The sequence below is a fragment of the Actinomyces sp. HMSC08A09 genome (assembly GCF_001807465.1).
Taxonomy (GTDB): domain Bacteria; phylum Actinomycetota; class Actinomycetes; order Actinomycetales; family Actinomycetaceae; genus Actinomyces; species Actinomyces oris.
The window spans coordinates 110,442-123,539 of sequence record NZ_KV789133.1 but is presented as its reverse complement, the minus strand read 5'-3'; the positions used below and the strand labels follow the sequence as shown (position 1 = coordinate 123,539).

The following is a 13,098-nucleotide window of genomic DNA, read 5'->3' as shown; positions in this document are numbered from 1 at the left end:
GGAGCCCAGCAAGGTTCGAGCGGTCTCGGCGGGCCGTCACACCGGCCCCGAGAGGAGAAGGCGCCGTCGATAAAGGCTCCAGATATGCGGCTAATCGTTGCTGTTCCAGTGATTCTGGAGCCTGCTTCAGCGTGCGGGGCACGGGCACCACTTGCTATACTGTACATATGTTCGAAGGCGGTGTGCTTCCTCGCGTCCCGACCGGTGGTGCGGTCAGGATGCTGGGTGCGCCTGGCGGGGCTCCCACGTCGGTACCGCAGGTCTCGGCGGAGGATACGGCAGGCCTGTTGGCGTCCCTGGGTGCGGGCCGGGCGCTGGCCGGTGTGGTGGAGGGGCTGCTGGCCCGCCTGCTGGTGGCTGCCCAGGACGCCGACGACGAGTGCTCCACCGATGACGGGGATGCAGTGCCGCCTCTCTTCACCAATGAGTCGGGTACTGACGTGGCGCTGGTGGCCACCTCCGAACAGCGCCGGACGATGGGCGTGGAGGAGGTCGGCACTTCGGGACTGATCGGCCTGGGGGCCTCGGGTTTGGGGGAACTGGCCGCGGCCTGCCGCCGTCTGGCGGCCTGGGCCACCTGGGGCGAGGCTCTGGCGGCGGCCTGCCTGACCGGGTGCTCTGAGTTGTCGAGTCACCCGGGCCAGTGGGGCCCGCATGGTGAAGTCTCTCCGGTGGTGGGTTATGAGGAGCGGCGGTTCAATGCCACCTGTCTGCTCTCCACCCGCCTGGGCATCTCTCGGACTCGGGCCGGTCAGATGGTGGATCACGGCCAGGCCCTCATGAGCATGGGCTTCGCCCCGGTCGAGGCCATGGAACGCTGCGGGGTCCTGGACTCGGCGAAGGCGTTCCTGGTGACCCGCCGTCTGGAAGACGTACCCACTCCGGTGGCGCTTGCGGTCCAGGACAAGGTTCTGCCTCAGGCGCCTAGGCGGAGCGTGTCGCAGGTGGGGAGGGATCTGGATCGTGCCCTGATGGAGATCGACCCTGACGGCCACGCTGAGCGGAGCCAGAACAATACCGAGCGGCGGTGTGTATCGCGCCCCCGGCCTGCGGGAGAGGGCCTCTGCCAAGTCCGGCTTCTGCTGCCAACCATGGACGCCCTGCTACTGGACGCCACCCTGGACGCGATCGCCGCTTCGGCGCGGGCCTGCGGCGAGAAACGCACCCTGGGTCAGCTGCGAGCCGATGCCATCACCGCGATGACCCTCTCAACACTGCGCACCAGCCAGATCGCGGCCTTCAGCCAGCCGACCCAGGGTGTTTCCGGCGATCGGACTGAGGGGCAAGCCGGCGGGGACAGCTCGCCAGCACAGGCCTCTTCGCCCGTGATATCAACAAGCTCACGTGCTTCCCACGACGACTCGGATACCGATGCCACGGCGGGTGCAGACCCGCGGAGACTGCTGCCTGACGGGGTACCTCTGGAAGGGCTCCTGGGCGCTTTGAGCGGCCTGGTGGGATCGAACAGCCCGTGGTGGACCCCTTCAGCCACCGGTCACCTTCCTCTGCCAGAAGGCATCCGCATCGACGTCAACGTCACCGTTCCTCTGAGCAGCCTGGTTGGTCTGGCTCTGCCGGAAGAGGGCCCTACCGGCGGCGTCGATCCCGGAGGCGGCGGACCCGGCACCTCATCCGAAGACAACCGGCTCCGGGACGGCATTTCTGGGGGCTGTGGTCCTGGGGACAGCGAGAGCCCCGACGACCCCGGCTGTCTTGAGCCAGGTGGTGCCGGCCCTGGCGAATGCTCCACCACCGCGCCCGAGCCTCTCAACAGCGCAGACTCCCCGAGCGGCGGGAGAAATCTGCCCACCCCCGGTGGGAGAGGTCTGCCCGGGCCTAGAGGGAGGAGTCTGCCTGAACTCGCCCCGGTTGCTCCCACCATCCAGCCCACCGCCCAGCTCGTCTCCCCGTTTTCCGCCACACCAGTAGAGGTCGCTGAGGTGAGGATCGGGGCGCGCAGCGCAGCGGTACCGGCTATGACTGCCTGGGCCCTGGCGGTCGGCGGGATCTGGAGGCGCCTGGTGACCGACCCCGCCAGCGGCACCGTCCTGGACGTCGGCCGCACCAGGTACCGGCCTCCGGTGGGACTTGCGGACCTCGTAAGAGCCCGCGACAAAACATGTGTCTTCCCCACCTGCCAGACTCCGGCCTCCCGCTGCGATATCGACCACCTCACCGCCTGGAGCCAAGGCGGGACCACCAGCCTGGACAACCTCGTGGTGCTCTGTCAGGCCCATCACCGACTCAAGCACACTCCCGGATGGGCACTCACCAGAGACCGTGACAGCGGGGTTCTGTCCTGGCACACCCCGGACAAGACCGTCTATCGGCGCCACCCGGACGGCACCATCGACCGCCTGCCCCACAAGGTCGGCCCCCACCAGCACCTTGTTCCCAGCACCGTCGTCCCGGCCAACCTGAGCCGGCAGATCGGCCCCGAGCTCATCGACCGACTCAACACCGCCCTCGACCTCACCCAGCCCAGCAGCGGCAATGCCCGCCTCGTGACCCGAGGCCCCCTACCCGGCGAAAAGGCGGGAGACTACGAGACCACCCCTCTTCCGAGGGCCGCCCACACCCTGGGACTAGCGCCCCTCATCGACCAAGCCCCACCCTTCTGACGAGGACGAAGCGAGTAGCCTCGGGGGCTACGCGAGCGCCGCGCTGTCCATCTGCGCGGGCACGAACTCGCCCCAGCCGTCCTCGACAAGGCCGGCCCGCAGGCGCTCCATGGCGGCGTCGAGCTCGGGGGCCTCGGGGTGACGGGCCGAGGAGAAGGACAGGTCCTCCTCGCAGCGGATCGGCAGCACGTGCAGGTGCAGGTGGTCGACGCCGTAGCCGGCCACGACGAGCCCGGCGCGGGGCGCCTCGAAGACGCGCACCTGCGCAGCTCCAATGCGCTTGGCGACCACGGCCAGGTGGGCCACCACGTCATCGGGCGCGTCCACGTAGGAGTCGACCTCGAGCCGCGGGACCACGAGGACGTGCCCGTCGGTGTGCGGCTCAATGGTGGCGAAGGCGACGCAGACCTCGTCCGCCCACACGAAACGGCCGGGGATCTCGCCGGAGATGATCTTGGTGAAAATCGTGCTCATGGCCCCATTGTCCCCCAGCCGCGCCCGGATCCGCCCAAGACCCAGCCCCCTGGTCAGGCCAGCAGCCACAGGGAGCCGTCGGGGATGACGGCCTCCGAGGCGCCCGCGGGCGCTGCGCCGCGTGAGGCGTCGTTATCCAGCAGGGTGATGACGGTCGCCCGCCTGCGGCCACCGCCCTCCACGGCCGGCGCCACGGTGCCCCGATCGCGGATCCGCACCCGGCTGTCCAGCCCGATGCCGGCCCGCTCCAGGCGGCGCAGCGTCTCAGCGTCGTCCTGAATCCGTCCGACGACGCCGTCAGAGCCCACCGGCAACGTCTCCAGGCCCACCAGGTCGGGCACGATGAGGCGGCCGTCGGCCGTGGGGATCGGGTCCCCATGCGGATCACGGGTGGGGTGCCCCAGGACCGCGTCGAGCCTCTCCAGCAGCCGCTCAGAGACGGCGTGCTCGAGCTCCTCGGCCTCAGCATGCACCTCATCCCAGCCGAAGCCGAGCCGAGTGACCAGGTAGGTCTCCAGGATGCGGTGACGGCGGATCATGCCCATGGCCCGACGTCGCCCCTCCTCGGAGAGGGTGACGGCCTTGTAGGGCTCGTGGACGAGCAGCCCCTCCTCCACGAGGCGAGCCACGTTCTCCGAGGCGGTCGAGGGGGCCACCTCCATGCGTTTGGCCAGGCCGGTGACGGAGGCGCCCGCGCCGCCCCACTCGCAGGTGGCCCACACGACCTTGAGATAGTCCTGCGTGACGGTCGAGTCCCCCGCCACTGAGGACTTCCCACCAGACCCGCTTGGAGCCCTCCGCTCCTTGGGCGCAGTCACCCGAACAGCCTCGCCAGCTGACCGCCGAAAGCGATGACGATGGTGAGAACCACCGCCAGGTACATCGCCGCCGTGATCCACCAGCGGGCCTTGAGCACGTCCAGCGCCAGGTTGTCACGCAGCCCCAGGTGCCCGCCGGCCGCGGCCCAGGCCCAGGAGTGAGCAGCCACCGGGATGGTGACGGACCAGATGACCATGCAGAAGGGGCAGAGCTTGCCGAAGGTCATGATGGAGACGGACAGGAACCAGATGACGAAGGCGATCCCGCCGAGGCTGCCGGCGCTGAGCCCCCACCACATCCAGCGCGGCAGGCGCGCACCGCTGAGCAGGACTATGCCGATCGCGCCCAGGGCCCCGAAGGCGATGGCCCCGACGAAGGAGTTGGGCACCCCCAGCAGGTTTCCCTGCCACACGTTGAGGGAGTCGCCGCAGGACACCAGGGGGCTGACGTCGCAGACGAGCTCCGCATACGGGTTGCGCAGCAGGTTGAGCTGGGCGGTGATGAGCTCCCAGCAGGCGAGGATCCCGATGAGTGCGCACACGGTGAGCAGCCAGCCGAATCCCCGCTCGGCCCCGGAGCGCCGCAGCCAGGCCGGGCGCGCGGACGAGTCCTCGCCGGTATCACGACGAGCGCGCCGGTCGAGCTCTTGAGCGGGGCCGGAGCCCAGGTAGGCCTCGAGCTCTTCCTCGCTCATCTCATCGATCTCGGCATCTGTGGGCATGCGCGACATCGTCAGTCTCCTCACCGGTGGTGCGTCAGTAGTTCTTCTGGGCCTCGTAGGGTTATCAGGACGAGAGCGTATGCCACATACGGTCTCCTCTGTCCTACCCGTCCGAGGATTCGCTCTCCCCCTCGGGCTCTGCCCCCTCCTGTGGCGCAGAGCCATCCTCGGGCCTCGTGCTCTGCGGGGCTCCGGTCGGTGTCGGCACCGGGGTGGCCGACGCCGTCGGGCTCGGGGTCGAAGCCATCGTGGCCGTCGTCTGTCCCGCGGCGAGACCCGGCACGGACCGCCAGGCCCCCACCGTCACCGAGGCGTCGGAGTGGAGGATGACGGCGCGCCAGGCCACCAGCGCGCCGGCGGAGTCGAAGGACATGACGTGGAGGAAGGCGTCCTCAGTGACCGATCCCAGGGACGTGCCGCCCTTACCCGCGCCCGAGATGATCCCGGTGACGGGCAGACCGGTTCGGGGGCTGATCGTCGTGGTCATCCCCCGCTCGGCGTGGACGTGCCCGGCCAGGAGCAGCGGCGCGCAGCCCTCCTTGGCGAGCGTGTCGAAAGTGGCGGGCTGATGAATGAGGACGACGTCGACCTGCGTGCTCCCGCAGCTGGTCGTGGCCAGGCGGGAGGCGATCTTCTCGGTGGTCTCCCCGTTGCGGGGTTTAGTGCCCGCAGCTGTTGTGCGCTCGGCGTCGTCGTGCCCCAGGAAGGTGATCCCGGCGACCGTCTGGACTGAGCCGTTGGTGACGGTCCACCCCTGGGAACGCAGGCGGGCGGCCGTGGCGTCGGAGTCGTGGTTGCCGATCGTGGCGACCTTCTTCGTCGAGCTCGGGACCGCCTGGGTCAGCGCGTCGACGCACACCCGCTCCGGGTCCGAGCCGGTCATGGTCAGGTCGCCGTCGTCCATGTGGATGTCGGCGCCCGAGAGCTGGTCGAGGACCCCGGAGAAGGCGATGACGTCGAGGTTGCAGTGCAGGTCCGTGGTGAGCACGGCGGTCTTGCGTCCCCGCTCTGGCACTGATCGGGCCCCGGTCACCGAGATCGAGGGCGTCGCGGTGGCCCGTGGGCTCTCAGAGGGCTGCGGGGCGGTGCCGGGCTCCGGGTCGGGGCCGGCATCCACCAGGGTCTTCGCGGAGGAGGCCCTGACCCGGCTCTGAAGGCTCTCGGTGTCCACCTTGCCGTCGACGGCGGTGACGTCCACCAGGCCCTCAGTCTGCTCGGCGGCCTTCCATGCGGCCCGCAGGTTGGTGTCCGCCTTGGCGTAGAAGCCCTTGTTCGTCTCCACGAAGGTGCGCGCCTTGGATCCGTAGGCGGTGACGACGTCGGCGATGCGTCCCGAGAAACGCGCCTGGGCCAGCGGCGTCCCCTCCAGGACGGACAGGGTGGAGCCCGGCGAGGTGGCCGTGCGCATGGCCGGCACCAGGAGGGAGGCCGCGGTGGCCACGGTCGCACAGGCCGCCACGGTGGTGGCCCAGCGGTGCGAGGCGCCGGCTCGGACGGTCTCGCGCCAGGGCTTGGTCGGCGCCAGGCGCCAGGCGGCCACACAGCACAGGAAGATCGCCTCAACGACCCCGGCCCGGCGCAGGGCGTCGCCGGCCAGTGCGTAGAGGCCCTGCCGGATCGTCAGGTCGGGGTGGGAGACCAGTGAGAGGTAGGAGGTCGCGTCGGAGGACAGTGACTGGCCCACGCTGGCGGCATTGGCCGTATTGGGTGTCGGATCGCCCGGGATCTCCCCCAGAACCACCTTGACGCCGAGCATCCCTGCCGGGGACTCCAGCGAGGCCGTTCCCAGCGGCCCGAGGTCCAGCGTGACGGTGGAGTCCAGGGTCGTCGACCAGGTCGCCTCATGCGGGCCGACCGGTGACGAGGCCGTCGCCGTGGACAGACCCAGCAGGAGGGAGGCGAGGCTGGAGGCCAGGATCATGGCCGCTGTTCCGATCACCGTGCGGGTGCCGGGGCGACGACGACGCCACCACAGGCGCGGCGACAGCAGCACCGTGGCGACCAGGGCGCAGCAGCGTCGCACGGCCGTCAGCAGACCGTCCCACAGGTCTCCTGCTCGCTCGGCGGTGCCGGTATCGGCGTCGGCTCCGGTGTCAGGGCCTGAAGATGTCTGTACCACCGCTCGCCTCAGAGCCGAGCACCCAGCGAGACCTGGGCGGCCGGGTCCTCACCGCCGTGCACGTCAGAGGCGATCAGACTCGCCAGGGAGGTGACGTAGGCAACGGTGTCCTGCCAGCCGCTCACGGCCTGGCAGGGAACGCCCAAGGCCTTGACGGGGTAGTCATTGCCCTCCGGGTCCAGGCGGTCGCCGACGAAGATCATCTCCTCCAACGCGATGCCGGTCATCTCCGCCAAGCGCTTCATGCCGTAGGCCTTGTCCACCCCCTTGAGGGTGATGTCGACACTTGTGGAACCGCCTGAGCGAACCTCCAGGTCCGGAAGGAGCGGGGCGACGGCGTCACGCAGGGCGGCCTTCTTCTCACCCGTGGGATCCCACGCGCGTTTGGCGTCCAGGGGGGCCTCCTGCCCCAGCGCGGAGAAGGTGATCTGGCTGCCGCGGTCCTCCAGGATCGCCCCCCAGGTCTGCTCCTCCCACAGACCGAGGCGTCGGGCCTGGGCCTCGACGATCTCAAAACCGGTGCGGATCTGCTCAGGGGTGAGGTCGTTGGCGTAGACCAGCGTCCAGGCGTCCTCATCGCTCTGGGCACGGGAGGGGTCGTAGGTGTAGTAGCGCGTTCCGCAGGTGGGCATGAGGTGAAGCCGGGAGAGCTCATCGGCGTCGGCATCGAGGTGGGCCAGGACCTGGTCGCGGAACTGCCCCACCTGCCCACCGGAGATGATGCAGACGGGGACGACGTCGAGCAGCCGCCTGAGCGCTGTGGCCATGGCCGGTGGCATGGCCGACTTGGAGGGCGCCAGCGTGTCGTCGAGGTCGAAGGCCACCAGGCGGGGCAGCGCCCGGGGGCTCACATCAGTCTGAGTCATAGGCGTATTGTGTCCCCCCCGCCTGGAAACCGGCCGAACCGGGCCCCAGACGGGTGGTGGAGTCAGTCTCTCTTCTCAGGCGGTCACGTCCGCGTTTCTCAGCGGACCGCACCGGTCAGTCGGTCTCCTCGGGGTGAAGCATGTGCTCGCGGGCCCGCGCCGAGGCCTCGGCCCGGGCGTCGCGGTCCTCGCGGCGTCCGCGCGAGATGAGCGCGGTAATGGAGACCGCCAGACCGCCCCAGATGATGACGATGGCGAGCAGCATGATGAGCACGGCGATTCCGGTCATCTCAGTCCTCCTCCTGGGAAGCGGCCTCCAGCGTGAGGGCCTCGAACTCGTCCACCGGGGTCCTCCAGGGGATGAGGCTCATGACGGCGGTGCCCAGGGCGACCACCAGCAGCATCCCCCATCCGAAGACCATGACGAAGCCGCTGGAGTAGGACTCCGACTCATATCCTTCGGACAGGTACGTCCACAGGGTCTGGATGAACATGTACCCCAGCAGGACGGGGACGACGGCACCGACGAGGACCCTCCACCACAGGCCGATCATCCGGGACTCGGAGACGGCGTTGAGGTGGTCCTGAAGCAGCTTGGTGCGCCGCAGCAGCCAGGCGACCACCACGCACATGATGATGGCCGAGGCGACCACGCCGATGTTGTTGATGAAGGCGTCCACGACGTCGAGGTCCGGCAGGCCCGAGCTGGTGGCGAACAGGATGAAGGACAGGACGGCGGCCGGGACGCCGACGACGAGGGAGGCCTTCTTCGGCGTCAGGTCGAGTTTCTCCCCCACGCCGGCGGCGACCACCTGGATGATGGAGATGAAGGAGGTCAGCCCCGCCATGGAGAAGGAGGCGAAGAAGAGCACCCCGAAGAGCGCACCTCCGGGCATCTGGGAGATGACGGTGGGGAAGGTGATGAAGGACAGGGAGGGCCCAGTGATCTTCATCTCGCTGATCCCGACGTGCTGCGTGTGCGCCATGAAGCCGAGGGTCGCGAAGACGCCGATCCCTGCGAACAGCTCGAAGGAGGAGTTGGCGAAGCCCGCCACGAGGCCGGTTCCCACCAGGTTGGAGCGGCGTCGCTGGAGGTAGGAGGCGTAGGTGAGCATGATGCCGAAGCCCACGGACAGGGAGAAGAAGATCTGCCCGAAGGCCGCCATCCACACCTGGTAGTCCAGCAGGGCGGACCACTTGGGCGTGAACAGGGCATTGAGCCCCTCCCCTGCTCCCGGGAGCAGGAGGGCGCGCACCACGAGGCCGGCGAACATGATGACCAGCAGCGGCAGGAAGATCTTGTTGGCCTTCTCAACGCCTCCACTCACGCCCAGGGCGGTCACTACCAGGCCGAAGCCCCACACGAACAGCAGCGGCAGGGCCACACCCATGACGACTGACGGTGAGTAGGCGACCTCGGAGCCGAGCCGGTCCATCCCGATGTAGTGCTGGAAGAAGCCCGCCGCGTCGTCGCCCCAGGCGATGTTGACGGAGAAGAACATGTAGCGCAGGGACCAGGCCACGACCACCGCGTAGTAAGTCATGATGACGAAGCAGATGAAGACCTGGAGCCACCCCAGCCACTCGAGCCCGGTGGACAGACGCCGGAAGACCGCCGGTGGCGAGCCGCGGAAGCGGTGCCCCAGGGCGTAGTCGAGGAAGAGGATCGGCAGCCCGGCCGCCAGCAGCGCGATGACGTAGGGGACGATGAAGGCGCCGCCGCCGTTGGTGTAGGCCACGCCTGGGAAGCGCCAGATGTTGCCCAGGCCGATCGCCGAGCCGATGGCGGCGATGAGGAAGCCGAGCTGCCCGCTCCACTGCTCGCGCGGAGGAGCCTGAAGAGACTCGCTCTCCCCTGTCTTGGAGGACATGAGTACCTTCCGTGATATGACGAATGGAGGCGGCCCAGGGGCCACCTTTTCCTGCGGACTGGTCGCAGGCCCTTTTGTCGTTGGACGCTAGTCGAGCGACCACGATGTGTCGTCTGACGTCCACGATATGGACAGTCGTCAGGGTGGTCGCCTGTCTTTTCTCACGCGATCCATGCCACACTGAGCACCACTGTTCACACCTGATCCACCACCCCGAGAGGACCCCCATGGCCACCCCTCACATCGCTGCAGAGCCCGGAGACTTCGCCCCCGCAGTCCTTATGCCCGGCGACCCCAAACGGGCCCAGCGCATTGCTGCGCTCCTCATGGACGATGCCCGCCTGGTCACTGACGTGCGCGGGATGCTGGGCTTCACCGGGACCGTGAACGGCAGGCCGCTGAGCGTCATGGGCTCAGGGATGGGGCAGCCCTCCTTCACGATCTATGCCACCGAGCTGTTCAGCCAGTTCGGGGTGGAGCGGATCATTCGGGTGGGCACTGCCGGCGCCCTGTCCCCGAAGGTCAAGGTCGGGGACGTCATCGTGGCCACCGGCGCCCACACGGACTCTTCCATGAACCAACTGCGCATCCCGGGCGTCAACTTCAGCGCCGTGGCGGACTTCCAGCTGGCCTCGGCCGCGTACCAGGCCTCGCAGCTCGAGGAGGCTCAGCCTGGAGGAGCAGTCCACCTGGGCACCGTCATGTCGCGGGACCACTTCTACTTCACCCCCCAGGGACAGACCGAGGCGTTGGCGAGCTACGGGGTCCTGGGAGTGGAGATGGAGGCCGCCGCCCTCTACGGGGTCGCCGCCGAGTACGACAAGCAGGCGCTGGCGATCCTGACCGTCTCCGACCACCTGCTGGACCACTCCAGCGACATGAGCGCCACCGAGCGCGAGACACGTTTCACAGACTCCCTGCGCCTGGCCGTGGCCGCCGCGCACAGCTGATCGGCACACGGCCTTCGGGCTTGCCGGCCTGTCCGGGAGACCCGGGCAACAGCGACTCCCCTGAGGCGGGGCGGGCACAGCTCGCCCCGCCCTTGACGTCAGTGCCCTTCACACAGCGGAATCTTGGACCGCACTCGCGCAGGACTGCCTTACCTGCGAGGAATAACGAAAGTCGACGGCACACAACCCCGACTTTCCCCGAGGGCCGCAAACAGAGCTGAACGCCTTTTCCTTCGCCGCTAAAACGGCGTCATTTCAATGTTCTTTGACATGCAGGGAGGCAGGGCAGGCTGTCCTTCGTTGCCGGGGAGCGGATGCGGATTTACGTTATTCATGTCCGCAGCGCACATCCGCTCGAAAGGAAAAGCATCATGTCCGTCACCAAGATCTCCTCCTGCACCACCACCTCCTGCGCCTTCAACAACGGCGGCTGCACCGCCTTCGCCATCACCGTCGGTGGCGACAACGGCGCACCGGCCTGCGACACCTTCATCAGCCTCGACGCCCGCGGCGGCCTGCCGGTGGCAGAGGGCCACGTGGGTGCCTGCCAGCGTCTCGAGTGCGTCCACAACAAGGACCTCATGTGCACGGCTGAGGCCGTGACCGTCGGGGGCGACACCGCCGCCTGCACGACCTACGAGGTCCGCTGACCGGAAGGCTCTCCAGCTCGAGCGGCTGGGGGCCAACGGGGGATGCCACACATGGTGGTATCCCCCGTTTCGGTATTCGCGGCCAGCTGGTCGTAGCCGCGGCTGAGCTGACAGCCTCAGGGCCGGGTCAGGCGCTGCGGCAGAGCGTGAGAGGCCAGCTTCTCCAGGGCCGGCCCCACCTCGCCGGCGTCGGCCAGTGCCTGCCCGAAGGAGACCACGAGTGTGGTGACCTCCTCGCCGGTGATGGACATGAGGGTCACCCCGTGAGCATCGACGTCGACGCACAGGGTCCTGTCCCACAGCGTCGGGCACACCCCGACGGCGGGGCGGGAGGAGCAGATCCATCCGGGCATCTGTCCCTCACGCACGGCCTCGCACACAGCCCGCAGACCGAGCTGACCGACGGCACTGACCGCCTCGTGAGCGTCCATGATCTCCTGGGGGCTCCAGGAGGCTGAGGGCGCCGCAGCGGCATCGGCCGAGTCGATGTCGAGGATCTCCTCGATGTCGTGGCTGGAGACCCCGGAGACGCAGTGAAGCATGACCCGTTCACAGGTGATGACGCCCAGCCGGCCGCCGGGACCGGCGGCGATCTCCCGGACCCGCTCGAGCGGATCCTCCCCGACGATGGCGCAGTGGCAGGCAGAAGCCCGAGAGGAGGCCAGCAGCAGGGCGCGGTCCTTGCCCTCGACCCAGGTCAGGCTCCCCAGCAGGTGAGCGGTGGCAGCCGTGATGCGCACACCGGGCTCGGCGGCGTCGAGAGTGATATCGAGTCGGATGTCGACGGCGACGTCGTCGGGCGCGATGGCCAACGGGGTGCCCTGGGGAGGACATGCGGCAACGAGGATCCGACCATCGGCCCGCAAGGCATGAGCGACGAAGGCGGCCGGCGCGGAGGGGTCGATGCGGTAGGCCGTTACCGCGGCGCTCCCACTGCCGGCCAGAAGACGCCGGGCCGTGCGCCGGGCACGCTGCATGATGTCGGGAACCTGAACGGACGTCACACGCTTACCTTCCTACCGTGTTGCCGCACGTGGGGGCGGGTGCTCCGGGCAACATCTGAAGGTGAGGCTACCCTCAGAGTGCCCGAGGGGCCAGTTCCTTGCTGAAACCCGCACGTGGAGCGTGTCTCAGCGAGCCAGCCCGGGGAAGAGGTGCTGGATCCCGACGACGATCATCTGCACCGCGATCGAGGCCAGGATCATGCCCATGAGGCGGGTCATGATGGTGCGCATCGTCATGGACAGGCGAGCACCGATGCTGGCTGAGAAGTAGAGAACGATCCCAAGCGCCGCAAGGACGGCCGCCAGGGCAGCTGCGACCGCCGCATGCCCGCCCAGCCCCCGGGCCTGGGACTGGATGACGATGATGGTTGCGATCGTTCCCGGACCCACGAGGATGGGGAAGGTCATGGGGTAGAAGGCGACGTCGTTCCCACCACCGGCAACGACGTTGTGCTGCGCCTTCTCCTGCGTACTGCCCTCGTGAGCACTGGAGCCGCCGCCATTGAGCATGGACAAGGAGATGATGAGCAGGACGATTCCGCCTGCAATCCGGAAATCGTCGACACCGATGCCGAAGAATCTCAGGATCGTCGCCCCCAGGAGCAGGACGACGGCGCACATGACGGTGGAGGAGATCGTGGTACGAATTGCCGTACGCCGCTGGGTCGCAGCATCCTGTTCCTGGGTGAGGCTCAGGAACAGGGGCAGGTTGACAAAGGGGTTCATGATTGCGAAGAAGGCGCCTAGAGCCTTGATAAGCACAGCAGTAGCCATCCCCACATTGTGCCGCACGCGGCAATGGCGGACGGAGAAACAAAATAGCCCTCACCTCATGGCGGGGCCTCCGTATTGCTGGTGTGGTGGAGCTAGGGGGATTCGAACCCCCGACCTCTTCCATGCCATGGAAGCGCGCTACCAACTGCGCCATAGCCCCGTGACGGGTGTCCCACCCGGAGTTCACTCCGAGGGGATCGTGGAGCTAGGGGGATTCGAACCCCCGACC

The 13,098-nt window shown here is 68.3% G+C and carries 12 protein-coding genes and 1 tRNA gene; 3 read left to right on the top strand and 10 right to left on the bottom strand.

Annotation, left to right across the window (positions count from 1 at the left end; genetic code table 11):
- The first annotated feature begins 167 nt into the window (after positions 1-167).
- Positions 168-2,621, top strand: coding sequence for an HNH endonuclease signature motif containing protein (locus HMPREF3165_RS08825; protein ID WP_070512550.1), 2,454 nt, complete (start codon positions 168-170; stop codon positions 2,619-2,621).
- A gap of 27 nt (positions 2,622-2,648) precedes the next feature.
- On the opposite strand, the gene HMPREF3165_RS08820 is transcribed toward HMPREF3165_RS08825, so the two are convergent.
- The 7 genes from HMPREF3165_RS08820 to HMPREF3165_RS08790 all read right to left on the bottom strand — a co-directional run bounded on the left by HMPREF3165_RS08820 (position 2,649) and on the right by HMPREF3165_RS08790 (position 9,491).
- Positions 2,649-3,095 (bottom strand): HIT family protein, encoded by a 447-nt coding sequence (locus HMPREF3165_RS08820; protein ID WP_004565144.1) that lies wholly within the window; start codon positions 3,093-3,095, stop codon positions 2,649-2,651.
- 53 nt (positions 3,096-3,148) lie between these two features.
- Positions 3,149-3,913, bottom strand: a complete 765-nt coding sequence (locus HMPREF3165_RS08815; protein WP_070512548.1) for a metal-dependent transcriptional regulator — start codon at positions 3,911-3,913, stop codon at positions 3,149-3,151.
- A complete protein-coding gene (locus HMPREF3165_RS08810) occupies positions 3,910-4,644 on the bottom strand; it encodes a vitamin K epoxide reductase family protein (protein ID WP_070512545.1) in 735 nt (244 codons plus the stop codon). Before HMPREF3165_RS08810 ends, HMPREF3165_RS08815 begins: the two co-directional genes overlap by 4 nt.
- A 94-nt stretch (positions 4,645-4,738) precedes the next feature.
- The gene (locus tag HMPREF3165_RS08805; RefSeq protein WP_070512544.1) at positions 4,739-6,754 is read right to left on the bottom strand and encodes a metallophosphoesterase family protein; all 2,016 of its coding nucleotides are present in this window, start codon (positions 6,752-6,754) and stop codon (positions 4,739-4,741) included.
- An 8-nt stretch (positions 6,755-6,762) separates the two neighbouring features.
- Positions 6,763-7,620 (bottom strand): HAD hydrolase family protein, encoded by an 858-nt coding sequence (locus HMPREF3165_RS08800; RefSeq protein ID WP_070512541.1) that lies wholly within the window; start codon positions 7,618-7,620, stop codon positions 6,763-6,765.
- Positions 7,621-7,735: 115 nt separating this feature from the next.
- Positions 7,736-7,909, bottom strand: coding sequence for a methionine/alanine import family NSS transporter small subunit (locus HMPREF3165_RS08795; protein WP_010614985.1), 174 nt, complete (start codon positions 7,907-7,909; stop codon positions 7,736-7,738).
- A gap of 1 nt (position 7,910) precedes the next feature.
- The gene (locus tag HMPREF3165_RS08790) at positions 7,911-9,491 is read right to left on the bottom strand and encodes a sodium-dependent transporter (RefSeq protein WP_070512538.1); all 1,581 of its coding nucleotides are present in this window, start codon (positions 9,489-9,491) and stop codon (positions 7,911-7,913) included.
- 227 nt (positions 9,492-9,718) lie between these two features.
- Between HMPREF3165_RS08790 and deoD the strand changes: the two genes are divergently transcribed.
- Positions 9,719-10,441, top strand: coding sequence for a purine-nucleoside phosphorylase (gene deoD / locus HMPREF3165_RS08785; RefSeq protein ID WP_070512535.1), 723 nt, complete (start codon positions 9,719-9,721; stop codon positions 10,439-10,441).
- A 371-nt stretch (positions 10,442-10,812) separates the two neighbouring features.
- On the top strand, positions 10,813-11,091 hold the full coding sequence (locus HMPREF3165_RS08780) for a DUF1540 domain-containing protein (RefSeq protein WP_004565152.1): 279 nt from the start codon (positions 10,813-10,815) through the stop codon (positions 11,089-11,091).
- 116 nt (positions 11,092-11,207) lie between these two features.
- On the opposite strand, the gene HMPREF3165_RS08775 is transcribed toward HMPREF3165_RS08780, so the two are convergent.
- The 3 genes from HMPREF3165_RS08775 to HMPREF3165_RS08765 all read right to left on the bottom strand — a co-directional run bounded on the left by HMPREF3165_RS08775 (position 11,208) and on the right by HMPREF3165_RS08765 (position 13,029).
- A complete protein-coding gene (locus HMPREF3165_RS08775) occupies positions 11,208-12,095 on the bottom strand; it encodes a hypothetical protein (RefSeq protein WP_070512532.1) in 888 nt (295 codons plus the stop codon).
- Between the two features lie 126 nt (positions 12,096-12,221).
- Positions 12,222-12,869: a MarC family protein gene (locus HMPREF3165_RS08770; protein WP_070512530.1), complete on the bottom strand. Its 648-nt coding sequence runs from the start codon at positions 12,867-12,869 to the stop codon at positions 12,222-12,224.
- Positions 12,870-12,953: 84 nt separating this feature from the next.
- A tRNA-Ala gene (locus HMPREF3165_RS08765) sits at positions 12,954-13,029 on the bottom strand.
- Between the last annotated feature and the right edge of the window lie 69 nt (positions 13,030-13,098).